This window comes from Francisella frigiditurris, assembly GCF_001880225.1.
GTDB classification, from domain to species: Bacteria; Pseudomonadota; Gammaproteobacteria; order Francisellales; family Francisellaceae; genus Francisella; species Francisella frigiditurris.
Genome location: NZ_CP009654.1, coordinates 1,463,940 through 1,487,803 on the forward strand (window position 1 = coordinate 1,463,940; position 23,864 = coordinate 1,487,803).

Below are 23,864 nucleotides of genomic sequence, written 5' to 3' on the forward strand. Positions count from 1 at the left end.
CTCTATGGAAAGACAAATAGTAAGTAATAAAGCTCATAGCAACATATATTTTAGCCAGCCTCAAGGGCTACATATAATTGCCATTATTACTTTATGCGTCTCAACTGGCATAGATCCATTTATGTCTTTACTTAATATCTATAGTGAAGTTGGGATATTTTATACTCGTGGAGATTATTTTTTTGTAATATTTTTTGCTGCTACTTTTGGATGTATAAGTAACTACTTACTAGGGTCAAATAAATCAATTATTCATGGTCTACAGTTTATAATGGTCGCTTTACTTTTTTCAACTATACATAACATACATATTTTTGGACTGGCTGTATTTGCTGTTGGCTTAACAGTTGTTATATCTAATCTTTTATTTAGTTTAAGCTCTTTCTATCTAAAGGCAGATTCTAGGAGACTTTACGGCTTTTTAGGTTTTTTTTCTAGCATTATACTAGGTGTCATCATTGGTGATGTTATTCACTATTTTTTTGTAAAAACATTATTTGACTTTAGAGTTTTCTATTTTATTGTTATATTTTTTACTCTTATTTTTTTCCTAAAATATAGCTATAAATTAAATACTTCATTAAATAATAAAACAGAGAGATTTAATATAAGTGTATATGGAGTATTTACTATATATATCGCTTTTTCATTAATAGTTCTTTATTACTTAAATAATTTAGCTATATTTAGTTTGTTTAATATGGCAGTTTTCCCAATCGCACTAATAATACTCACCACTTTAACATTAATAAATAATAAAGAAGATGGGAAAAAACTTTTAAAATATATTTATTTTTGTTTATTTATAATAATAATTAATAAAATTATCTACTTAACATTTTTAAAATATGAGCTTAATCTAAAAGATCTTCATATTAACTCCAGCTCGAACGTATCTATTTTCCTAGCGGTTGAATATATTTTCTGCTTATTAATATATTTTGCATGGAAAGCTCGGATATTAACTCTAAAAATAAGTTCCATAACTAATTTAAAGCTTATTAAACTAATATTTTATATAGAAGTTTTTAAAATCCTCTTACTTGCGGTTGCTGTAGTATTTGTAGGAAAAACAATAAGCTTAATAATGTTTATACTAGCAACAGTTATATCATTATTAATTAATGTATTTATCGTCCCTGTGTTTTTCTCTTTAGGTAAATTACTTGCAGGAAGTAAAAATGAAATTACAATAACTGCTTGTTTATTTTTAACTTTCTCTTCCTTAATCTTTATCTCATATCTATACGCTTAAAAGCTCTTATTTAATTTAGAAGCTATTTATGTTATATTATTAGCGATTTAAATATATTAAAATTGAATTAATTCAGATGAGGAAAACACAATGAATAATTTTGAAAATAATACTAGAGTTATAGATTCTTTAAGCCAAGAGTCAGCAATTAGAGCTAATAAAGTTCTTAGAAATACTTATTGGTTACTATCTATGACTTTACTTTTTAGTGCTTTTACTGCTTTTATAGCAATGCAATCTGATGCTGGATTTATAAATCCTCTACTTATGATTGTAGTTTATATAGGATTATTATTTGGTATTAATGCAACTAAAAACTCTCCTATGGGAATAGTTTTAACTTTTGCTTTAACTGGTCTTCTAGGATATACACTAGGTCCTATTTTAAGTATGTATATAGCTACATTTAAAAATGGAGCAGAGCTTATAGCGATGGCTCTTGGTTCAACTGGTGCAATATTCTTAGGTTTATCTGCAATAGCTATGAGCCCTGCAAGAAACTTTAATCGTCTAGGCTCATTCTGTGCTATTGGCGCATTAGTTGCTATTGTATTAATGATTTTAAACATATTTCTACATGTCCCTATGTTATCTGTTGTTATTTCTATAGCTTTTGCTTTTATATCTGGTGGTTTTATATTATGGCAGACAAATGCTATTGTTAGAGGTGAAGAAACTAACTACATATTAGCTACTGTTAATATATATGTTTCTTTATTTAACATCTTCGTTACTCTACTTCAATTCTTTGGCGCTATTGCTGGTGACAGAGACTAATTATTCTTATTTTTTTATACTTTAACTTTCTTTAAACATGATTCCTAATACCATAAATTCTAAAGACACTATAATTTCTAATGCTTATGGTCCTTCTTTTAGTATTTTCATAAAGGAATTTATAAAAAGTAATAATAATTTTCATTTTATAATTACAGAAGACTCTCAACAAGCATCAAAAATCTATGAAGAGCTAAAATATCTAACAAAAAACTCTAAATTTGAAATATTATATTTTCCTAGTTTAGAAATACTTGCTTATGATAGATTTTCGGCTTCCAATGATATCTTATCTACTAGACAAAAAATATTATACAAATTAGAAAATAATCCTAAAAATACTATTTTAGTCTCTAATATTTCTACAATTTTAAAGAAATTAGCCCCAAAGACATTTTTAGAACAAAATAGCTTTATCTTAAAAGTTAACGATACCTTTAATATCACTAAACAAAAATCTAAACTTATTGATCTAGGATATAGTTTTGTTAATAACGTATTTGAAAAAGGTGAATTTAGTATTCGTGGAAATATTATAGATATATATCCTATTGGATCAAAAGTACCTTATAGAATTGACCTATTTGATGACGAAGTTGATAGCATAAAAGAGTTAGATATAGAAACTCAAAGATCTTCAAATAGTATAGATGAAATTTGCTTAATCCCGACTCATGAGATTATTTACAATAATGATTCAATCAATCTTGCTCTAAATAAATTAGAAGAGGTTTTTGGAAGTACAGTAAGAGACAGTAGTATAGTAAAATATATCAAAAACAAAGAGTTTTTTAGTGGTATTGAATTCTATACTCCATTATTTTATAGAAAATTAGAAAGTATATTCGACTATTTACCTCAAAATTTAAATATCCATTTATTTGGTGATATTTATAGCTCTATTAATGCTTTTACTGAAGAAGTTAAAAATAGATACAAACAACTTAGTATAGATATTGATAGACCGATTTTAGAATATAGAGAACTTTTCTTAACTCTAGAGAATATACAAGAAAACCTTAAAAATTATAAAATAATAAAATGGTTAGAAAATGATATTAGTAAATCAAAAGTTTTGCCTATCAATAATTTACCAAATATAAATGCAAACTATAAACTAAATAAACCATTTAATAACTTACAAAATTTTTTAAATAATAAATCCTTTGAAAAGATAGTATTTTCAACAGATACCTTAGGAAGAGGAGAGATTCTTCAAGAGCATCTCAAAAAAATAGGGTTAAAACTATCTAATTTTAAAAGTTTAGATGATGCACTAAATTCAGACAGTAAATACTCTCTTATATATTCGCCTTTTCAAGAAGGTATTATCATAGCTGATAAAATAGTAATCATTACAGAGTCAGAGCTTTTTCCAGAACATACTAAGACTATAGCTAGATCTAAAGATTTTGATGACTTACCTACTGTTGATTTAAAAGACTTAACAGATTTAAAAAAAGGTATGCATATAGTCCATATTAACTATGGAATTGGAAAATATGAAGGTTTAGAAACCCTAGAGATTAATAACAAGAAAGATGAGTTTATATTACTAAAATATGCTGATAATGCAAAAATCTATGTTCCTGTAACATCTTTAAATTTAATAAGTATATATAACTCATCTATTACAGATAATATTGCTTTAAATAAATTAGGCACTGATAAATGGAGCAAGCAAAAAGATAAGGCTATAAAAAGAATTATTGATGTTGCTGCTAATTTATTAGAAATTTACGCAAAAAGAGAATTAAAACAAGGTTTCTCGAATCATCTTGATGAACAAGAGTATCTTAGATTTTGTGCTGATTTTCCATATGAAGAAACTTTAGATCAACAAAAAGCTATCTCTGATGTTTTTAAAGATATGATAGCAAGTAAGCCAATGGACAGATTAATCTGTGGAGATGTTGGTTTTGGTAAAACAGAAGTAGCAATGAGAGCCGCTTTCTTAGCAACTCATAATCAGAAGCAAGTAGCTATACTTGTACCTACTACAATATTAGCCCAACAGCATTATAATAATTTTAGAGATCGATTTGCTAATACCGCTGTAAATATAGAAGTTATTACTCGCTCAAAAACAGCAAAAAAACAAGAAGAGTTATTTGAAGATTTAGAGAAGGGTAATGTCGATATTATTATTGGAACACATAAACTTATCTCCTCTAAAATTAAATTCAAGAATTTAGGTTTACTAATAATAGATGAAGAACATCGTTTTGGAGTTGATCAAAAAGAGAAACTAAAAGCTTTAAAAGCCGAAATAGATATTTTAACAATGTCAGCCACACCTATCCCAAGAAGTTTGAGCATGGCTTTTTCATCACTTAGAGATCTTTCTATAATAGCCTCTCCTCCTGCTAAAAGATTATCTGTAAAAACTTTTGTTAAAGAATATGATAATAATATAGTTAGAGAAGCTGTCCTTAGAGAGACTATGCGTGGTGGACAAATATTTTATCTTCATAATCATGTTGAAACTATTCAAAAGAAAAAAGAAATCCTAGAAGAAATGTTTCCAAAGTGTAGGATTACAGTTGCTCATGGACAAATGAGTGAAAGAGAAATTCAAAAAGTTATGTTTGATTTTAAGCATAACAAATATCATATATTGCTTTGTACAACTATTATTGAAACTGGTATAGATATTCCAAATGCTAATACTCTTATTATAGAAAATGCTAATAAATTTGGCCTTGCTCAATTACATCAGCTAAGAGGCCGCGTCGGAAGATCACATCACCAAGCATATGCCTATTTACTAATTTCTGATGAAGCTAGCATTACAAAAGATGCCAAGAAAAGGTTAGATGCAATAGACTCTACAGACTCTCTTGGAGGTGGCTTTATGCTTGCTAATCATGATTTAGAAATTCGTGGAGCTGGTGAGATATTAGGTAAAGAGCAAAGTGGAAACATTGATGGCATTGGTCTAAACCTATATATGGAGCTATTAGATAAAACTATTGCCAATATAAAAGCTGGTAAAGAATTAAATGTTGAAGAGCTTATAAATGCTAATACTTGTGAAGTTGAGTTAAATATCCCTACTCTTATAACAGATGATTATGTTAATGATGTAAATACTAGATTAAATATTTACAAAAGAATATCTAAGGCAGATCATAAACAATTAATAGATATAAAAATTGAACTTATTGATCGTTTTGGACTACTTCCTTTAGAAGTGCAATATTTACTAAAAGTTGCTCATATTAGATTAGATGCTATAAAACTAGGAATCAAACAAATTAAAATGTTCAACACTAGTGGCAAAATAGCATTTTCAACACCATTAAAATTTGACCCTTCTTTACTAATAAAAGCTATTCAAAGTAAACCTATGGATTTTAAATTATCAAAAGATCAGGATTTACTTATAACCAAAATTACGAAAACAGCTGAAGAAAGATTAAGCTTTATAGAAAATTTTCTAAAACTTTTATCAAAAAATTAAATCTAATTAATAAATCTTTTTAATCTTAAAATTTTCATATTGCTTGACAATTTATTTTAAATTAATTGATATCGCTATAATATTAATTTATATTTAATTAAAAAGTTATCAAAAATAAATATATTTGCTGTATACATTAATTGAAATAACTTTTATACAACATATAATTAATAAAAATATTATATTTTAACTAACCAACTAAAGGAAAGCTCTATGAGAAACAAAACGAAATTAGTCTCAGCAGTTTGCGCATTAATGGGTTTAAGCTCATTTTCTATGGTAAATGCTACTCCTGTAAACAACGTTGAAACGTATGATTTTCAGGCACCATTTAAAGACTATAACAATAAAATAGTTCTAAAAATTAGTAATGTATCTTCTGCAAAAGTAGTTGAGTTTACTAGTAACTTCAAGCCTAAAACTGGTTGGGGAACATGTTTTGGAGCTAGAGCAGATCTTATTAAATATGATACTACTCAAAATACTGATGGTAACTTTACAACTAAGTTATCATTAAGTGATGGTGGATCATTAAACTTAACACAATCTTGTGACATCATGGGAACTGATTCTGGTAATGCTATTGTATTACCTGGTGTTGTAGTTCCTATAATATATGATTTAAAAGTTGATGGTAAAGATTTACAAATTGAAAGACCTTGTGCTGATAACGTATGTAAAGATCCCGCTCCAGGATATACTAATGCTGCATATTATGCTCAATGGGCAGTTTGGGGACGTAAATACGACCCATATACTTTCAAATATGACAAATTAAATACTATAATTTATGCTTTTATAGGCTTCGATAAATCAACTGGTAACATTAAAACTTTAGATGCTTCAGCAGACACATGGGGATTATCTGCAGCAGCTAGAGCAGCTCAAAAATATCCTTATTTAAAATCATTCTTATCATTTGGTGGTTGGACAAATAATGGAGTTACTACAGCTCCTATGTTTGAAGCTCTAGCTTCAAATCAACAAAGTATGCAAAATTTTGCTAAGCAGTCAGTAGAATTAATGCGTAAGCTTGGCTTCAACGGTATAGATATTGACTGGGAATGGTGGTCTGACTATGGCAATGAAGTTGCTCCATCTAAGAATATGTTAGCTTTCCTTAAAGTTCTTCGTACAGAATTAGACAAAGCTAGTCAAGCTGATGGTAAGAAATATTATCTTGCTATAGCTGTAAACGGCGCTAGAAGCCGTATAGAGGCTATGGAAAATCCTAGTAATCCAAACAGTGTACCTGACTTCTGGAAACAAGTTGGGCAAACTGTAGATGAAATTAATATCATGAACTATGACTATCAAGGTGCCTGGGGAACAGGATTCCCTGCATACTTCCAAGCATCACTTGATTTCCCTAGTGATACTCCATATCAAAATAAAGTATATACAGCTGGAGAATCACCAGCTGATGCTCAAGACAACGTTACTGATGCTGGTGATGGATCTACTTTAGATCAAGCAATAGGTAAAGAAGGTGGCTGGTCAATTAAAGGTTCCGTTGATGCTTATATTAAAGCTGGCGTACCTGCTAATAAACTAATTGTTGGTTTACCTTTATATGCAAGATCTATGACTGTAGATAGCGACACAAATGGAGGATTATTTGAAACTATAACAGCTCCTGGTTTCGGTGACTATGAAAATGGTGTATTTGACTATAAATGTTTAATTAATCCTATAAATGATCCTGTAAATGGTTGTGGTACATCAAAACCTGTAAGTGGATTATCTAATTTAAAATTCTATGATACAAAATCAAATATAGATATATTTAATAAGTATGGTAAAGTAGCGCTTCAACCTTGGGCATATAGTCCTTCCACAAAAACTTTCATTACTTATGATGATGTATGGTCTGTAGGTGAAAAAACTAAATATGCTAAGAGTATGAATCTTGGTGGAACTATGTTCTGGGAAGCTGATGGCGACTCTACAAATCCTAGTACATCTCTAATTGAAGCTGTAGCTAAAGTCTATCAGTCTGATGCTCTTTATGCATCAGTTGATAATATAACTGAAACATCTGCTAACATTTCTTGGAATAAGCCAGAAATTGATGGTTCTATAACTTATACAGTTATTCTTGATGGAAATACTGTGGCTTCAAACATTACTAGTCAGAATTATATTCTTACTAACTTAGAAGAAGGTGCTAGTTATAGTGTTGAAGTTATTGCTAACTCATCATCAGGTGCATCTAAGAAAGATAGCATTCAATTTACTACAATTGATAATACTATCCCAGAACCTACTCCAGAGCCAACTCCGACTCCAACGCCTGCACCTACTCCGGCTCCAACGCCTGCACCTACTCCGGCTCCAACGCCTGCACCTACTCCGGCTCCAACTCCGGCTCCTAGTGGTGATCATCCTGACTATGTTGCAGGAAACACATATGCTACTGGTGATATTGTTAGAGCTTCTGATGGTAATCATTACAAGTGTACAGAAGGTGGATGGTGTTCGAATTCAGCTTATAACCCCGTTGGAATATATGGTCAGTACGCATGGCAAAATGTAGGTTCAGCTCCGACTCCAACGCCAGCTCCGACACCTGCGCCAACACCGACTCCAACGCCAGCTCCGACACCTGCACCTACTCCGGCTCCAACACCTGCGCCGACTCCAGCTCCTAGCAATGGAACATGGGATTCTGGCAAGGTTTACAATACTGGAGATAAAGTAACATATAATGGTACAACATATACAGCTAAATGGTGGACACAAGGTGATATCCCATCAAATGGTGGTGTTTGGGAAAAACCATTTGTAGCTGGCGGTGCTTGGGATAAAGACCAAGCTTATACTGGCGGTCAAACAGTTACTTATAATGGAAACACTTATAAAGCTAAGTGGTGGACAAAAGGTGAGACTCCATCAAATAGCAGTGTTTGGGAAAAGCAATAACAAATACTATCTCTTCTGATCAAAAAGTTCTTGAGACTTTTTGATTTCTTTATAATTTATTCTTGTCCAATTAATTATTTCTTTTACATATACTAATAATGTTTCTCCAAGAGGTGTAAGCGAATAATATACACTTGGAGGTACTGTTGATTCTACTCTACGAGAAACTAAACCATTACGCTCTAGATTTCGAAGGCTTAATGATAATATTCTTTGTGAAATTTCACTGACATCACGTTGTAATTCACTAAATCGTTTAGTTTTATTTTCCAATAGCGATATCAAAATAATACTCCACTTATCTCCCACTAAACTTAAAATTTCTCTAAATGGTCTACAACTTTCCTCAGAATGTTTATTAGTAACATTTTTGTAAGTATCTGACATTTCTGTGCCTTCTTCCTTTTTTATTTTAATTAACAGAATATAGTTTATAGATTCTTAAGAAAAATAAAAAAGGATAAGAATAATGAAAAAAGTTTTACATATAAGAACAAGCAGCAATCTTCAAAAGTCTTTTTCAAGAAATGTTGGAGATAATTTGATAAGCCATTTTAAAAATACTATTCCTGAAACACAAGTTATAGAAAGAGATCTTGTGAAAGATACCATTAATCATTTAAATCCAAATTTTCTTAATGCTTTATTTACTAATGATGAAGCAGGGCTAGCCCTTTCAAATAAGTTAATAAATGAACTTTTTTCTGCTGATGTAATAGTTATAGAGTCTCCTATGTATAATTTTAGTATTCCTTCTATGCTAAAAGCTTGGATTGACCATATACTTGTTGCTCGAAAAACATTTCGTTATACAGAAAATGGTCCTGAAGGCTTAGTCAAAGATAAGAAAGCTATACTTATTCTTAGTAAAGGAGGAGTATATAGAGAAGAGCCGGCTAAATCTTTAGACTATCAAGAAGGCTATCTACAGACCATACTAAACTTTATTGGTATTACTGATATTGAGATTATTCGCATAGAAGGCGTAGCAAAAAAAGATATAGCTGAAGAAATTCTTCTTAACCAAGCTAAAGAGAAAGCAAAATCTATCAAACTTTAAGGTTTCATGTTCCACAAAATGTCTGTTCTACCTTTTCATCTAAGCTAGGTGAAAGCATATATTCATCATAATCCTGATTAAAGCCATACGGCTCTTGTAATACTTCTAATAATTTATTAAATAGTAATAAATCATTCTTATTTTCTGCTACTCTTAGAGCTTGTTCAACTTTATGATTTCTTGGAATAAATACTGGATTAGTCTTTTTCATCAATTTTAAAGATTCTTCTCTAGTCTCTTTTATTCTTTCTTGCCAACTATTAAGCCACTGCTCCAAATCTAGCTTATTAGATACATCTAAAGAATCATTGCCTAAATTATAAAAAGTATTTGTATAATCTAATCTATATTTAGCCATTAATTCTAGTAGCTTAGTTATAAACTCTTGATCTTGTGATTGAGAATTTATCAGTCCTAGTTTTGCTGACATCATTTTAAGCCAATTATCTTTATATAGATCAGCAAATTTTTCTATAATTTCTTGAGCAATATCTATAGCTTCTTCAGTTGTATCTGCAAGTAAAGGTAAAAGACTTTCTGCAAATCGTGCTAAGTTCCACTGTGCTATTGGTGCTTGATTTGCAAAAGCATATCGTCCTCTTCTATCTATTGAGCTAAAGACCGTGTCTGGATGATATTCATCCATAAAAGCACACGGCCCAAAATCTATAGTTTCTCCTGAGATAGTCATATTGTCAGTGTTCATTACGCCATGAATAAAGCCTACTCTTTCCCACTCTGTTATCAGTTTAGCTTGTTTCTCTACCGTATACTCAAGCAATGCTTTTGCTTTATTATCTTTTGGATCAATTTGGTATCTTCTCAAAGTAAAATCTAACAAAGACTTTAACTCTTTATCTCCTAAAGTCGCAGCATATTGGAAAGTTCCAACCCGAATATGGCTACTTGCCACACGAACAACTATAGCTCCCTTCTTTAATCCATCTCTATAAATAGGCTCCCCTGTAGAGATTATTGCTAGAGACCTGCTTGTTGATACACCAAAGCCACTCATAGCTTCACTAATTATATACTCCCTCAACATAGGACCTAGTACAGCCTTGCCATCACCACCTCTAGAGTATTTAGTCTTCCCTGAGCCTTTTAAATGTATATCGACTAATTTGTTAGACCTTGTTCTATACTCACCAATTAGTGTCGCCCTTCCATCACCAAGCATTGTGAAGTTTCCAAACTGATGTCCCGCATAAGCTTGTGCTATTGGATTTTTACTAGATTTTCCAAGTAGAAAACCTAACAATTCTTTTTCATTCAAACTACTTACATCTAATCCTAATTCATTTGCTAATTTATGATTAAATATAATTACTTTTGCATCGGGAAAATTTTCTAAAGTCTGACTAGAATAAAACTCCTCTGGAAGTTCTATATAAGAATATTCTAAAACTGGATAGCTCATATAACTTAATACTTTACTAATATAGTAGCATTCTAACTTTTTTATAAAGTTTTTATAAGCTTATACCTTTAGACTTTTATAATAATTTCTTACCCCTGCAATAGGTACAAACACTTCAACATAGAATGTTAGTACCCCAGCTAGTGACATCGCGATTAAAAACATATTTTGTGATAGACACATTAAAATAAGTGGAGGTAAATAGGTACAAACAAGAACTTTAATATAAGCATCTTGCCCAAAAGCATCTCTTAAAGCATCCATTACACCTATAGAAATACAACAAAAAGAGCCAACCATTGATACAAGTTGAAAAGCACTAAGTACATTACTAATAGCATTAGACTTAGTAAAAAAACTAATACTATTGTTAAAAGCTACAAGCTGATTTTCACTATCATAAATGCTTAACATTCCATGATCTCCCTGTATAGGTATAGTAAAAAAGATTGCTAAAACCCAAGCCATATATATCAAAGCTATTAATGAAGTACTGAAAATAAGCAAAAATGCCAATGTCTTAAATGACAAATAACGATCATAAAATTTCACTAAACTAGGAATTATAAAGTGATATCCAAATGCATTAAATAGGACAAATAAAAATGATAATGCTCCAACTGAACGAATAGGATAGCTATCAATATTTATAGCTACTGTTTTAGTAGTATAAAAAATTAAAAATATCGCCACAACAATAAGAGAAAGCTTAGCTGTTACAAATAGGACATTACTTTTAATTATTAGTCTAGAATTATATGCTGTAATTCCGCCTAATATGAAAATCAGAATCACTCCTGATAATAAATAGCTTAAATTACTACTTTCTAAAAGATATAAGCTTATGGCTGAACTAACTCCAGATATATAAGCAGCTAAAGTTAAATATAGAATTAACAAATAGCTTCCAAAAACACTAAACTTAGCTCCTTTAAAACCTAAGTATTTAGTAGATAGTGTAAAATATGTATTATGTTCAACTGGCAAATTATATGAGATTTTTAATATACATAATCCAGTAATAGTCATTATTAACCACACTAAAAATATAGCAAATAAGCTCCCTAAAAAACCTAAATTAACAGCAGCTATAGGCAACCCTACAATGCCACCACCTATAGTAGAACCAATAATCAGAAAAATACCTATAAATAGCTTCATTTTTCACTTTTATGAATAATTATTCCATGAGTATATTTTAAATAACTTAATATTAAAACCTTTTAGTAGCAGAATAACATCAGTAAATGATAATTATAGATTAGCTGTAACTAAGTATTTGTACTTGCATTTTTTTTTGATAGAATGAATAAAAATTCAATTTATATGGGGAGAGTTTTATATGTCAAAACAGTATCAAAAAGTTGCTAGCCATGAAGCAAAGAAAGGAGATTTTAAACGTTGCCTTCTACTATATTCTGGAGGTCTTGATACTTCTGTAATGTTAAAATGGATACAAGAAGAATATGAAGTAGAAGTGGTTGCCTTAACTATAGATATTGGACAAGTAGCTGATAACTTAGAACAAATAAAACAGAAAGCTATTAACTTAGGTGCTATAGATGCTGTTGTATATGATGCAAAAACTCGTTTTGCAGATGAAGTAATTAGTAAGGCTATTAAAGCAAATGCTGACTACCAAGGTGGTTATGCCCTTTCAACACCTCTTGGTAGAGTTATTATTTCAGAAATAGCTGTTGAAGTAGCCAAAAAATATGATTGTCAAGTTGTTGCTCATGGTTGTACTGGTAAAGGAAATGATCAAGTTCGTTTTGAGAGTTATCTCACAACTCTCGATGAAAATATAAAAACGATCGCTCCTGTTAGAGAATGGGGAATGGGTAGAGAGCAAGAATTAGAATACGCTGAAAAACACAATATCCCGGTTAAACAACAAAAAGACAAACCTTACTCATATGATGAGAATATGTGGGGAAACACTGCAGAAGGTGGAGAAATAGAACATTCAAACCTAATTGCTCCTAAAGAGGCTATTCTACAATGGTGCAAGACTCCAGAGAATGCCTTAGATAAGCTTCAAACGATTACATTAGATTTTGTTGAAGGTATACCAACCAAACTAGATGGAAAAGCTATGCCTTTAGCTGAACTAATTATGCAATGCAATAAAATTGGTGGTGAGCATGGAGTTGGTGTATTTAATCTTATTGAAGATAGATTGATTGGCTTAAAAGTTAGAGGAATTTATGAAAACCCAGGTGCTAGCATTATAATAGCTGCTCATAAAAAACTAGAACAATTAGTTTCTACACGTCAGGAAAATGAACTAAAATCATTTATAGATAATAAATGGGCTTATCTTGCTTATGCTGCTGAATGGTATAATCCTGTTATGAATAACATTCTTGCATTTATAGAAGAGCAAAATAAAAAGGTTACAGGGAAAATTACTGTCTCTTTATATAAAGGTAATATAGAAGTAGTAGCTGTAGAATCGCCTTTTTCTATGCTTAAACCTGAGCTAGCAACTTTTGAAGCTGGTGGAGATTTATTCAATCATAATGCTTCTGCTGGATTTATAGAGCTTCATAGCTTAGCTCAACGTACTGCTTATTCAATAATGAAAAATAAGAAAGAAATATATGAGTAAAAAACTTTGGCAAACTGAAACAGATAAACTCTTACCTATAGTTGAAAAATACACCGTAGGTCAAGACTATGTACTTGATCAGAAACTATTAAAATACGATCTACAAGCTAGTCTAGCTCATGCAAAAATGTTGCATAAAATGAATGTGCTTTCTAAGGATGAGCTTTCTCTATTAAAAAAAGGACTTCAAGAGATAGAAGAGCTTTTAGCTGAAAACAAATTCTCAATAACTCAAGATCAAGAAGATGGTCATACAGCAATTGAGCAATATCTCTGTACACACTATGGAGATGTAGGTAAGAAAATACATACTGGAAGAAGCAGAAATGATCAGTCTTTAGTTATGCTCCGTCTTTTTATGCTAGATAAAATTAAACTATTGGAAAAAGCTATACAGGAAAATATTTATACCCTTCGGACAAAAGCTAATAAATATGTAAATACCCCAATGCCTGGTTATACACATATGCAAAAAGCTATGCCAACTACAGTTTCAACTTGGTTGGGTTCTTTTGCTGACGCTTTAGAAGATACCCTTCTTTTAATTTCAACTACCAACAAAGTTATAAGCCAAAATCCTCTAGGATCTGCATCTGGTTTTGGTATCGACAATTTTAAGCATGATAAAGATTATACAACTGAACAACTTGGCTTTAATAGAACACAAGAGAACCCTATTTATTGTGCTTTTTCTAGAGGATATTTTGAAAAACTAATTCTTCAAACATTATCAAATCCTATGAATATTTACTCAAGATTTGCTAATGATATGATGCTATTCACAATGTCTGAATTTAACTACTTTAGCCTTGATAACTCATACACAACAGGATCATCTATAATGCCGCAAAAACGCAATTATGATCTATTTGAGATTATGAGAGGTAATGCAAAACTATATCAAGGTTACCTACAACAAATTACTTCTATAATTGATGGCGTTCCTAGTGGCTATAATCGTGATTATCAATTAACAAAAGCTCCTTTCTGTGAAGCAATAGAATTAATAGAGAATACAATCCTATTATTTAACTCCACTATAGAAAATCTAAAAGTTCATACTGACAAACTAGAACAAGCTATGACTTCAGATTTATATGCTACTGAAGAGGTTTATAAATTAGTTGAACAAGGCCTATCTTTTCGTGATGCTTATATAGTTATCAAACAAAAACTTAATAAATAGGACCATAGGGAGCGAATGAGCAGAAAATTACGGTCTAGCCATTCTATATTTTTGGGATTTACTATTTGGCTTCTCTGGTATCGTCATTTCTATCAATTTTTGCTCTAATGCTGGCTTTAAATATCTCTCTACAAATGATTTTCTATCCTTGAGTTTAAGCTTGTTTTGTAACTCTTGTCTAGTTAATTCTTTATCTTTGAGTACTTCTATAAGCTTCTTAACTTGGGGGCTTACTTGTTGCTCTACTTGAGGGTTTATTTCTCTTATTGCTATACTCAACATCTCTAGCATAAATTCTATGAATGGATAGCAATCTGTTTTATTAGTACTTTCCTGTATAGCTTCGTAATATGCTTTTTGATGCTCATATACAATACTCTCTACTGGAATATAACTAAATAGCTTATTCCATTGGCTTAGTATTAGTGATTGCCATAATCTACCCATCCTACCATTACCATCTGCAAATGGATGGATAAACTCAAATTCATAATGAAACACACAACTACTTATTATCGGATGCTCTTCTGTATTTGCTATCCAATCAAATAGATTTTTCATTAGCTCGCGTAGCTTTTTTGCTGGTGGTGCTAAATGAATTACATTATTACCTTCCATTACTCCTACTGAACCTGATCTATATACTCCAACCTCATCTACTAAGCCCTGCATTAGAGTTAAATGCGTACATAATAAGTCTTTTTCTTCTTTATAGTTTAAATTTTGGAACTTATCATAAGTTTTTATAGCATTTCTTATCTCTAAGATCTCTTTTTGTGGGGCTAATATCCTTTTACCTTCCAATATAGCCGTAATGTGGCTTTCATCTAAGGTATTACCCTCTATTGCTAAAGTTCCTCTTATAGTCTTTACCTGATTTATCTTTCTAAGTCTTAAATCTCTTTCTATCTGTGAAGTAGCGGTTATCTTACCTATCTCTTGGCTTATATCTGCTACTAAAGATATTATCTTTGGCGTTATTGTATAAGGTGGTTGATATTTCATATGCTCTACCTTATTTTTAAAATATCTAATATAAATTTAGGTGCTTCTCTAGTTGCTATAGAACTATTTTTGATATGATACGCTGTACTTTCTTCTTCAGTTTTAAAATTAAGCATTTGATTTGGAATATAAGTATTATCTAAAGAAATTACTTTATTGTCTGTATATGCTTTCTCATCATTCTTTATGAAATCAATAATAAATTGGTTAATGCTATCGGTATTAAGTATTCTATTAATAGATGCATGCATTCCTACTGCATATGAATAGCTATAGTCTAGTTTAATGTACTCAGTTGTATCAACATGTTTAAGTAGCTCTTGCTCTCTTTTTTGACACCATTCAAATCTAGTTAATCCATCAAATTTTTTATAAGCTTGATTCCTAAACTCTAATTGACTAAGGCCATTATGCTTATTTATTAAATCATAACCTTCCAATTCAGAATTATATGGTACTATATTTTCAGCTTCTGCATAGGCTAAGTCACTAGCTTTATCTTGGATAATCATTCTACAAGTTGTTAGAGCACAAGAATAGAAAGTTGCTTTATCTTTACCCAAAAAATATATATCTATCCACCAAGATTCGGGTGTTACATAGTGATTTGTAGTAAATAACCTACCTTTATTATAGTACTCTTTAATTATCTCATTTTTTATATTTTGTCTTAGCTTCTTACGAATGTTACGTGACTTATCAATAAAACGCTTACTCATAATTATTTCCTTAAATATTGATAGAGAGTTTCTCTACTAATACCAAAATATTTAGCAACTGTAGTTTTTTTCTCACCATTGGCTATTTTTTCTTTTAGTTCAGAAATTTGCTCATCAGATAATCTAGGTTTTCTTCCTTTATAAGCACCTTTCTTTTTAGCTATAGCTATTCCTTCAAGCTGTCTTTCTTTAATCAAAGCTCTTTCAAACTCAGCAAAAGCCCCCATGACTGAAAGTAATAGATTAGACATAGCAGAATCATCACCTGTAAAAATAAGTCCTTCTTTAACAAACTTTACTATTACATCATTCGATGTAAGTTGAATAACTACTTTTCTAAGATCGTCAAGATTTCTAGCTAGTCTGTCCATACTATGGATGAAAACAGTATCTCCATCCCTAGCATATTCTAATAAATTAGTTAATTCAGGACGTTCAATACTTTTACCTGACACCTTATCAATAAAAGTTTTATCTAAATTTAAACCTTCTAATTGTCTTTCATGATTTTGAGCAGTTGTACTCACTCGAATGTAACCAATATTCTTACCAGGCATTTTTGTCAAAAAAATCATTTATGTCAGGAAAGAGTCTAAGAGTTTGTACAATATTTGTCAATAAATTAAAATACATATTTATATTTGACACTTTTTAAAATAGTACCTGACAGTCAAAATAGACTACACTCTAAATGGACAAAATTATGGAAAAGAAATTAACTCAAGAACTTATTATTAAAAATTGGACATTATCAGAAGTTGATAAAAACGAAGTTAAAAGTGTAAAAGCTGAATTTAGATTATATTTATCCATACAACTATGCTCTTTACGAAACAATGGTAAGTTTGTTCAATATTGTAATGATACTCCTGCTGATATCACTAACTACTTAAGTAAGCAGTTAAAATTGCCACCTACTTTGATAGTTAATGAGCCATCTCGTAAAGCAACTATTACAGAACATCGTCAAAAGTTATTATCATATTTAGAATTTGAAAAATATGAAGGTCTAATTATTTCGGGCTTTGAAGCATGGATAGAGTCAGAGGCTAGACAAGGTATGTTGCCAAATGAGTTAAATAATGAAGCTCAAGCATTTCTACTTAAAAATAAAATAGTTATTCCAGGTAAATCAGTACTAGACAGAACTATAACAAGTATTTGTAATAAAGTTCATAGTGAAATATTTGAAAAGATTTATAATAGTTTGCCTATTGATCTTAAAGAACAGATAGATGAAGCATTAGATTCGTCCAATGACTCTAAATCATACTTTAGTCAGCTAAAACAATATCCCCCATATTCAACTGCTTCTTCTATAAACACATATTTGGAATTATATGAAAAGCTAAGTTCTTTTAATCTTGAAAGGATTAATAGCAATTTTATAAATTCAAAATTCCTAGCCTATATTTTTAAACTAACTAAAAACTATAATTCTAGAGATATCAAAAGATTTAATGGACATAAACGATATGCGTTAATGATTTGTTTTCTTATTGAAAGTAAAAAGTACTTGCTAGATAACTTAATCAAAATGCATGATCAATTTATACAGGAAATGTTACGCAGCTGTAAAAATTCTTATGAAAAAAAGCTCAAACAGAATCGTAGATCTCATGGGAAAGATGTAGATTATATGATTGAATTTAGTGAATTTATTTTAAATGCTAAAAAGGATGACGATATTAGTATTGAGTCATTATTTGATCAAATACAAGAGTCAAAATTACTTGAACATAAAAATAATTTAAAAGCTTACAAACTATTAGATGAGAAAGGGTTAAGTGACACAATTTTACGTAGATATCCAAATTTCAGAAAATACTTTGCAAATTTTATTAATCTACCTTTTAAAGTTGAGAGTGGCAGTGAGTACTTACTCGAATGCATAAACATAATAAGAGATTTAGATACTGGTAAAATAAAAACACTTCCTTCAAATGCACCGCATGATTTTGCTACTAAAGATTTATCCTCTAGGTTAAAGGATAATAATAAGATCAATAGAAATGCTTGGGAGCTTAGTGTAGCTATAGAGATGCGTGAAAAATTACGATCAGGTGATCTCTATCTTGCTGAAAGTAGACAATATACCCCATTTTGGAATATGATGATTGATGATCTAACATGGGAAAGTGTAAGACAACAAGCCCCTAATGAGCTAGGTTTGTCATCTCAAGAAATTATAAAATCTGAGCTAGTAAATAGTTTTAACAATGAACTTGCAGAGTATGTGAAAGCTTGGAATAAAGATGATTTTGCAACTATTATAAATGGCCAGCTAAAGCTTAAAAGAAAAGATAAATTAATTGTCTCTGATGAGGTTGAGAAAATACAAAAGCTAATAGAATCAGGGCTTTCTCCTATTCGTATAGAACAGTTACTTATAGAGATAGATAAAGTGACAGGTTTTAGTAAGTACTTTACACCTATTCAAGGACATAAATCTAGACCAAATAATTTTTATAAAACTTTAATAGCAGCCATTATATCTCAAGCTACAAATTTAGATATTCAAGCAACTAGTGCAAGTGTTCCTGGAATAACTGTTGATATGCTTAGACATGTTATTGGAACTTATATTAATGAAGAAAATATTAATCAAGCAAGTGCTGAAATAGTAAAGCATCACCACAATCATCCTTTAAGCTCTATACAAGGTGATGGGAAAATCTCATCTTCAGATTTACAGAGGTTTAAAATAAGAGCAAGCTCCTTAATGGCTTCTCACTACCCAAGATACTATGGTTATTATGAGAAAGCTATAGGAATATATACACATGTCTCTGATCAACTTTCTGTTTATCATACGAAAGCTATATCTTGTGGACCTCGTGAAGCACTATATGTTTTAGATGGGTTATTAGAAAACAATACTGTTTTAGGTATTAAAGCTCACACTACTGATACTCATGGATATACAGAGATAGTCTTTGCAATGTTTTATATATTAGATTTTTTCTTCATGCCTAGAATTAAGGATTTAAAAGATCAACAACTGTATAAAGTTGATAGAAATCATTCATATGGAGCATTTGAACCATTAATGACAAAGACAGTTGACTTAGATATAATTCAAGAACAATGGGACAATATATTAAGAATAGCAATATCTCTAAAAAGAAAAACTGTTCAGGCAAATATTGTTGTTCAACGTTTAACCAGTAGTGGTCCAGCTGATAGATTAACACGAGCTTTTATAAATCTTGGTAGGATTGTAAAAACTAAATACATACTTCAATATCTAACCGATAAAGATTTAAGACAAACGGTTCAAACTCAGCTTAATAAAGGAGAATATAGACATAAGCTCCCTCGCTGGATATTCTTTGCTAATCAAGGAGAATTTACTACTGGTGATTATGAAGAGATAATGAATAAAGCTAGCAGTCTAAGCTTAGTTTCGAATGCTATACTGATGTGGAATACTATAAAAATAGACGAAATAATAAAGTCATTAGAAGAACAGAATATAAAAGTTAGTAAAGAAACTCTATCTCATATATCACTGCTACCATTCAAGCATGTATTACCAAATGGTACATATTTTATTGAAATAGAGTAATCCCTCTAGGGTTTGTGTGATTTCTCACAGAAATTACGGTTTGAGTAACAAAAATATAAAATTATTTACAATATACCTCTGTAGGGTATATACTGACACTAGTATTTATTAAATAAGTTTACAAATATGCATCCTTGTCATTCAAAACATTTAAGCAAGTTAAACAGAGTAGCTGGTCAAGTTGAGGCTATAAAAAAGATGATCAATGAGAATAGATATTGTGTAGATATCATGACTCAAATAAAAGCCGCAAGAAGTGCTTTAAAGGCTATAGAACTAGCAGTTTTGGAAACACATATGAGGTCTTGTTTAGAAGAATGTCATAATGATCAAGATGTCCGAGAAGAAAAAATTTCAGAAATTATGGCTTTACTGAAAAAATATGAGTAGTAGTAAAGTCTCTTTGATTTTTTATCATTAACTGAAAATGATGATAGTTATGGGAATATGGATGTTATACCTATAGTAAATTATTAAGGTCTTAAAATGAAAAAACAAAAAAAATTGTTATTTGTCTCATTATTAGTGGTAATAGTGTTATTAGTTGTATTTTTTTACCCTAAAAATAAAGGTAGTGTAGAACTATTAGTAACCAATAAAACTATACAAGTTGATGGTAAAAATGTTGCTGTAAATACAGTAGTTCAACCAGATGGGACTTGGGGTTACTATGGAACCGAAGGTGATAACTTTAATGTAACAGTTAAAAATAACCTAAAAGAGCCTACTGTATTACACTGGCATGGATTATTATTACCAAATAAAGCTGATGGTACTGAGCTTACACAACCATATATAAAACCTGGTGGATCTTATAATTATAATTTTAAACTAAAGCAAAGTGGTACATTCTGGATGCACTCGCATTATGGTTTTCAAGAGCAAACATATGTGGAGGCACCTCTTATAATTTATCCAAAGGGATATAATCCTAAAAATGATATAGTAGTTATGTTTCAAGATTTTAGCTTTAAAAAACCAGAAAATATCATAAAAGATCTTAAACATAATAATACAAACCATCATATGCATGCTATGCATAAAATGGGTATGGAAATGGATAATGATATGAAGCCAGATTTAAATGATGTTTCATATGATGCATTTTTGACAAATTATAAAAGTTTTGATAATCCTGAAATGAAACAAGTCAAACCTGGTCAAAAATATCGTTTAAGGTTTATTAATGGTTCATCATCAACAAATTTTTGGATAAATCTAGGTAAATTAAAAGGCAAAGTTATCGCTGTCGATGGGGTTAATGTTAAACCTTATGAAAATAGTACTTTCCAATTAGCTATAGCTCAAAGAATGGATGTGGAAATTACAATTCCAGATTCAGGTGTTTTTCCTATATTGGGTCAAGTTGAGGGAGAGAAAGATCAAACTGGTATTATCTTAACTACTGCTATAAAAGATGGTGCTAAAAAACTAACTATAGAGAAACAGGCTAAGACTGATTCTAAGGCATTTAGCTATGATCAATTAAGAAAGCTTCATGCTAAAAATGATGATATAGATACCTCTAATATTGAAAAAACAATAGATTTGAAATTAAGTGGTGATATGCAAAGCTATGTTTGGAAAATCAATGGCCAAACCTGGCCTGATATATCTCCAATAGAGTTAAAGTATGGTAAAACTTATTTATTCAAAATAGAAAATAATACTGGCATGTCTCACCCAATACATATACATGGGCATGTTTTTAAAGTGGTTGATATAAATGGTAAGCCAATTAAAGATGGGGCAATAAGAGATACTATATATATTGAGCCTAAATCAAGTGTAACAGTTGCTCTAAAAGCAGATGTTAAAGGTAAATGGTTTATACATTGCCACATGTTATATCATATGCATTCAGGAATGATGACATTTATAGAAACAAAAAAATAACTATTAGCTCGTTTTTAAATAAGTAGTATTTCAGAGGTTTTTGGAATTTTTTACAAGATGTAGCGGTTTGAGTAACAGAATTATCTAAAAATTAAGTTGAAACCGCCACATTCTGTTCATTCGCTCCCTATGGTCCATCTTGGTAGGATTGTAAAAACTAAATACATACTTCAATATCTAACCGATAAAGATTTAAGACAAACGGTTCAAACTCAGCTTAATAAAGGAGAATATAGACATAAGCTCCCTCGCTGGATATTCTTTGCTAATCAAGGAGAATTTACTACTGGTGATTATGAAGAGATAATGAATAAAGCTAGCAGTCTAAGCTTAGTTTCGAATGCTATACTGATGTGGAATACTATAAAAATAGACGAAATAATAAAGTCATTAGAAGAACAGAATATAAAAGTTAGTAAAGAAACTCTATCTCATATATCACTGCTACCATTCAAGCATGTATTACCAAATGGTACATATTTTATTGAAATAGAGTAATCCCTCTAGGGTTTGTGTGATTTCTCACAGAAATTACGGTTTGAGTAGCAAAAATATCTAAAAATTTGGTTGAAACCGTAATTTTCTGTTCATTCGCTCCCTATGGTCCAAATAGACTTCTATATTAGTAATCTGCCTTTTATTGTAAAATATAAATATACTACATCTATTAAAGGTCTTAATTATGGAGTATCTAAGATTAGCCATTATTGATTCTGAAAACTATAATAATTTTGAATTAGTTTCTTCAGGAAATTTTGATCGTGTAATAGTTTTTACAAATAATGAAGAGTTAGAAGCAAACTATGAAAAAACTCGGATTTATAATAATTTTGAGTTAGTCCCCATTATTTATGGCGAAGGTAATAAAGATAATATGGATGGCTACATTTGCGCTAAAGTTGGTGAATATGTTGAAAGATATCGTGAATTTCGTACTCACCTTAGCATTACAATTTTTAGTAATGATAGAATTTTTAAAGGAATCGCCTCTTACTATACTAGAAAAGGTTTTAATATAGCAACTTCTGCCCCTAAAGGGTGTGTAACAGGAACAAGTAATACAGATCCTAGAGTTAGAATAAAAAAATTTTTAGAATGCTCCGAGGAAGTACAACAACATCAATACAAAAAACATTTTAAAGAAAGCTCTAAAGATGCTTTTTATCGATTGATTATTAAGAAATTAGATAAAGATATTCCCGAACAAATAATAGATGAATTTATAGATAAAGGAATAGTTGGTTTTTCTAAAGAAACTAGAAAAATATTTTTTGATAAATCTAAACTTTAATTAATAGCTTCCATACATATAGTTAGGAAGTTTATAAACATAATCAGAATACCCACCTACTAAATCACTATATTGATCGCCAATATTTAGCACTATATGGTAGCCATTTTCTGTTATCTCTCTACGAACATCTGCTTTGAAATCACCAAATGGTAGCTTTTCATATTTCTCACTAATTAGATATAATCCTTGATAATCAGTGTAGCCTGCATTTTCTATAGCCTTTTTAGTAGTGTCTTTATACTTCTCTAATCTAGCTGTGATGAAGAACACAGATACATTTAACTCACGAGCTTCGTTATATAGTTCCAAAGCTCCTTCATTAGCTGGAATATCTGTACTTTTCTGTATAACATCCCATACTTCTTCAGTATCTGCAAAATTATATTTTTTCATAATTGAATAGTTATTTAATGCAGCATCATCAATATCATAAACTATCGCCAATTTCCTAGGCTCTTTTATTTTTTTGTTATACCAAGCGCTTCTATATAAAACATCTTTGGCCTTTTGTAGCGTTTCGCTAACTTCTATAGCATGTTGTCCAGACTCATAATACTCTTTAACTTGATCTTTTGCTTGAGTAAGATTGGTAGGAGTAAAAGCAGCATAGCTCATTACACCCCACCCACTTAATACTAACAATACTAAACTTTTATATAATTTATTCATGATTTTTCCTTAAGAATTA

Annotated in this window: 19 protein-coding genes; 12 read left to right on the forward strand and 7 right to left on the reverse strand. The window is 30.5% G+C overall.

The window, feature by feature from the left end:
* The first annotated feature begins 4 nt into the window (after positions 1-4).
* The 4 genes from KX01_RS07335 (at position 5) to KX01_RS07350 (ending at position 8,417) form a co-directional block, all read left to right on the forward strand.
* Positions 5-1,255 (forward strand): hypothetical protein, encoded by a 1,251-nt coding sequence (locus tag KX01_RS07335; RefSeq protein ID WP_071664366.1) that lies wholly within the window; start codon positions 5-7, stop codon positions 1,253-1,255.
* 90 nt (positions 1,256-1,345) lie between these two features.
* Entirely contained in the window at positions 1,346-2,032 is a 687-nt protein-coding gene (locus KX01_RS07340) for a Bax inhibitor-1/YccA family protein (protein ID WP_071664367.1), read from the forward strand.
* Between the two features lie 37 nt (positions 2,033-2,069).
* Positions 2,070-5,495 (forward strand): transcription-repair coupling factor, encoded by a 3,426-nt coding sequence (gene mfd, locus KX01_RS07345; protein ID WP_071664368.1) that lies wholly within the window; start codon positions 2,070-2,072, stop codon positions 5,493-5,495.
* A 213-nt stretch (positions 5,496-5,708) separates the two neighbouring features.
* Complete coding sequence (locus KX01_RS07350; protein ID WP_232223323.1) at positions 5,709-8,417, forward strand: glycosyl hydrolase family 18 protein; 2,709 nt, start codon at positions 5,709-5,711, stop codon at positions 8,415-8,417.
* A 6-nt stretch (positions 8,418-8,423) separates the two neighbouring features.
* On the opposite strand, the gene KX01_RS07365 is transcribed toward KX01_RS07350, so the two are convergent.
* Complete coding sequence (locus KX01_RS07365; RefSeq protein ID WP_071664369.1) at positions 8,424-8,804, reverse strand: winged helix-turn-helix transcriptional regulator; 381 nt, start codon at positions 8,802-8,804, stop codon at positions 8,424-8,426.
* Between the two features lie 82 nt (positions 8,805-8,886).
* Between KX01_RS07365 and KX01_RS07370 the strand changes: the two genes are divergently transcribed.
* The gene (locus KX01_RS07370; RefSeq protein ID WP_071664370.1) at positions 8,887-9,477 is read left to right on the forward strand and encodes an FMN-dependent NADH-azoreductase; all 591 of its coding nucleotides are present in this window, start codon (positions 8,887-8,889) and stop codon (positions 9,475-9,477) included.
* Between the two features lie 4 nt (positions 9,478-9,481).
* On the opposite strand, the gene KX01_RS07375 is transcribed toward KX01_RS07370, so the two are convergent.
* Together KX01_RS07375 and KX01_RS07380 are read right to left on the reverse strand one after the other, a co-directional pair.
* Complete coding sequence (locus tag KX01_RS07375; RefSeq protein ID WP_071664371.1) at positions 9,482-10,897, reverse strand: protein adenylyltransferase SelO; 1,416 nt, start codon at positions 10,895-10,897, stop codon at positions 9,482-9,484.
* Between the two features lie 60 nt (positions 10,898-10,957).
* Positions 10,958-12,058, reverse strand: coding sequence for an aromatic amino acid transport family protein (locus KX01_RS07380; protein WP_071664372.1), 1,101 nt, complete (start codon positions 12,056-12,058; stop codon positions 10,958-10,960).
* A 181-nt stretch (positions 12,059-12,239) separates the two neighbouring features.
* Here KX01_RS07380 and KX01_RS07385 point away from each other — a divergent pair, with 181 nt between their 5' ends.
* Both KX01_RS07385 and argH read left to right on the forward strand, forming a co-directional pair.
* Positions 12,240-13,508 (forward strand): argininosuccinate synthase, encoded by a 1,269-nt coding sequence (locus tag KX01_RS07385; RefSeq protein WP_071664373.1) that lies wholly within the window; start codon positions 12,240-12,242, stop codon positions 13,506-13,508.
* Positions 13,501-14,694 carry an argininosuccinate lyase gene (gene argH / locus KX01_RS07390; RefSeq protein ID WP_071664374.1) on the forward strand — a complete coding sequence of 398 codons (1,194 nt, stop codon included), beginning with the start codon at positions 13,501-13,503 and terminating at the stop codon, positions 14,692-14,694. Before KX01_RS07385 ends, argH begins: the two co-directional genes overlap by 8 nt.
* Positions 14,695-14,721: 27 nt before the next feature.
* Here the strand turns inward: argH and KX01_RS07395 are convergent, their stop codons facing one another.
* From KX01_RS07395 to KX01_RS07405, 3 genes are read right to left on the reverse strand one after another with little or no spacing between them, the layout of a single operon-like run.
* Complete coding sequence (locus tag KX01_RS07395) at positions 14,722-15,699, reverse strand: Fic family protein (protein ID WP_071664375.1); 978 nt, start codon at positions 15,697-15,699, stop codon at positions 14,722-14,724.
* Between the two features lie 5 nt (positions 15,700-15,704).
* On the reverse strand, positions 15,705-16,418 hold the full coding sequence (locus KX01_RS07400) for a hypothetical protein (protein ID WP_071664376.1): 714 nt from the start codon (positions 16,416-16,418) through the stop codon (positions 15,705-15,707).
* A gap of 2 nt (positions 16,419-16,420) precedes the next feature.
* The gene (locus tag KX01_RS07405) at positions 16,421-16,993 is read right to left on the reverse strand and encodes a recombinase family protein (RefSeq protein WP_456297736.1); all 573 of its coding nucleotides are present in this window, start codon (positions 16,991-16,993) and stop codon (positions 16,421-16,423) included.
* Positions 16,994-17,121: 128 nt separating this feature from the next.
* Between KX01_RS07405 and KX01_RS07410 the strand changes: the two genes are divergently transcribed.
* The 5 genes from KX01_RS07410 to KX01_RS07430 all read left to right on the forward strand — a co-directional run bounded on the left by KX01_RS07410 (position 17,122) and on the right by KX01_RS07430 (position 23,173).
* Positions 17,122-19,986 (forward strand): Tn3 family transposase, encoded by a 2,865-nt coding sequence (locus tag KX01_RS07410; protein ID WP_198021092.1) that lies wholly within the window; start codon positions 17,122-17,124, stop codon positions 19,984-19,986.
* A 126-nt stretch (positions 19,987-20,112) separates the two neighbouring features.
* Positions 20,113-20,376, forward strand: coding sequence for a metal-sensitive transcriptional regulator (locus tag KX01_RS07415; protein ID WP_071664378.1), 264 nt, complete (start codon positions 20,113-20,115; stop codon positions 20,374-20,376).
* Between the two features lie 96 nt (positions 20,377-20,472).
* Positions 20,473-21,882 carry a multicopper oxidase family protein gene (locus KX01_RS07420; protein WP_071664379.1) on the forward strand — a complete coding sequence of 470 codons (1,410 nt, stop codon included), beginning with the start codon at positions 20,473-20,475 and terminating at the stop codon, positions 21,880-21,882.
* A gap of 129 nt (positions 21,883-22,011) precedes the next feature.
* Positions 22,012-22,380, forward strand: a complete 369-nt coding sequence (locus KX01_RS07425; RefSeq protein WP_071664380.1) for a Tn3 family transposase — start codon at positions 22,012-22,014, stop codon at positions 22,378-22,380.
* Positions 22,381-22,564: 184 nt separating this feature from the next.
* Positions 22,565-23,173, forward strand: a complete 609-nt coding sequence (locus KX01_RS07430) for a PIN domain-containing protein (protein WP_071664381.1) — start codon at positions 22,565-22,567, stop codon at positions 23,171-23,173.
* Here the strand turns inward: KX01_RS07430 and KX01_RS07435 are convergent, their stop codons facing one another.
* On the reverse strand, positions 23,174-23,845 hold the full coding sequence (locus tag KX01_RS07435; RefSeq protein WP_071664382.1) for an HAD family acid phosphatase: 672 nt from the start codon (positions 23,843-23,845) through the stop codon (positions 23,174-23,176).
* Positions 23,846-23,864: the final 19 nt, after the last annotated feature.

Excerpts from the sequence above, each read along its gene's own strand:
- KX01_RS07335 (WP_071664366.1), top strand. The coding sequence starts at position 5 with ATGGAAAGACAAATAGTAAGTAATAAAGCTCATAGCAACATATATTTT.
- KX01_RS07340 (WP_071664367.1), top strand. The coding sequence starts at position 1,346 with ATGAATAATTTTGAAAATAATACTAGAGTTATAGATTCTTTAAGCCAA.
- mfd (WP_071664368.1), top strand. The coding sequence starts at position 2,070 with ATGATTCCTAATACCATAAATTCTAAAGACACTATAATTTCTAATGCT.
- KX01_RS07350 (WP_232223323.1), top strand. The coding sequence starts at position 5,709 with ATGAGAAACAAAACGAAATTAGTCTCAGCAGTTTGCGCATTAATGGGT.
- KX01_RS07365 (WP_071664369.1), bottom strand. The coding sequence starts at position 8,804 with ATGTCAGATACTTACAAAAATGTTACTAATAAACATTCTGAGGAAAGT.
- KX01_RS07370 (WP_071664370.1), top strand. The coding sequence starts at position 8,887 with ATGAAAAAAGTTTTACATATAAGAACAAGCAGCAATCTTCAAAAGTCT.
- KX01_RS07375 (WP_071664371.1), bottom strand. The coding sequence starts at position 10,897 with ATGAGCTATCCAGTTTTAGAATATTCTTATATAGAACTTCCAGAGGAG.
- KX01_RS07380 (WP_071664372.1), bottom strand. The coding sequence starts at position 12,058 with ATGAAGCTATTTATAGGTATTTTTCTGATTATTGGTTCTACTATAGGT.
- KX01_RS07385 (WP_071664373.1), top strand. The coding sequence starts at position 12,240 with ATGTCAAAACAGTATCAAAAAGTTGCTAGCCATGAAGCAAAGAAAGGA.
- argH (WP_071664374.1), top strand. The coding sequence starts at position 13,501 with ATGAGTAAAAAACTTTGGCAAACTGAAACAGATAAACTCTTACCTATA.
- KX01_RS07395 (WP_071664375.1), bottom strand. The coding sequence starts at position 15,699 with ATGAAATATCAACCACCTTATACAATAACGCCAAAGATAATATCTTTA.
- KX01_RS07400 (WP_071664376.1), bottom strand. The coding sequence starts at position 16,418 with ATGAGTAAGCGTTTTATTGATAAGTCACGTAACATTCGTAAGAAGCTA.
- KX01_RS07405 (WP_456297736.1), bottom strand. The coding sequence starts at position 16,993 with ATGATTTTTTTGACAAAAATGCCTGGTAAGAATATTGGTTACATTCGA.
- KX01_RS07410 (WP_198021092.1), top strand. The coding sequence starts at position 17,122 with ATGGAAAAGAAATTAACTCAAGAACTTATTATTAAAAATTGGACATTA.
- KX01_RS07415 (WP_071664378.1), top strand. The coding sequence starts at position 20,113 with ATGCATCCTTGTCATTCAAAACATTTAAGCAAGTTAAACAGAGTAGCT.
- KX01_RS07420 (WP_071664379.1), top strand. The coding sequence starts at position 20,473 with ATGAAAAAACAAAAAAAATTGTTATTTGTCTCATTATTAGTGGTAATA.
- KX01_RS07425 (WP_071664380.1), top strand. The coding sequence starts at position 22,012 with ATGGTCCATCTTGGTAGGATTGTAAAAACTAAATACATACTTCAATAT.
- KX01_RS07430 (WP_071664381.1), top strand. The coding sequence starts at position 22,565 with ATGGAGTATCTAAGATTAGCCATTATTGATTCTGAAAACTATAATAAT.
- KX01_RS07435 (WP_071664382.1), bottom strand. The coding sequence starts at position 23,845 with ATGAATAAATTATATAAAAGTTTAGTATTGTTAGTATTAAGTGGGTGG.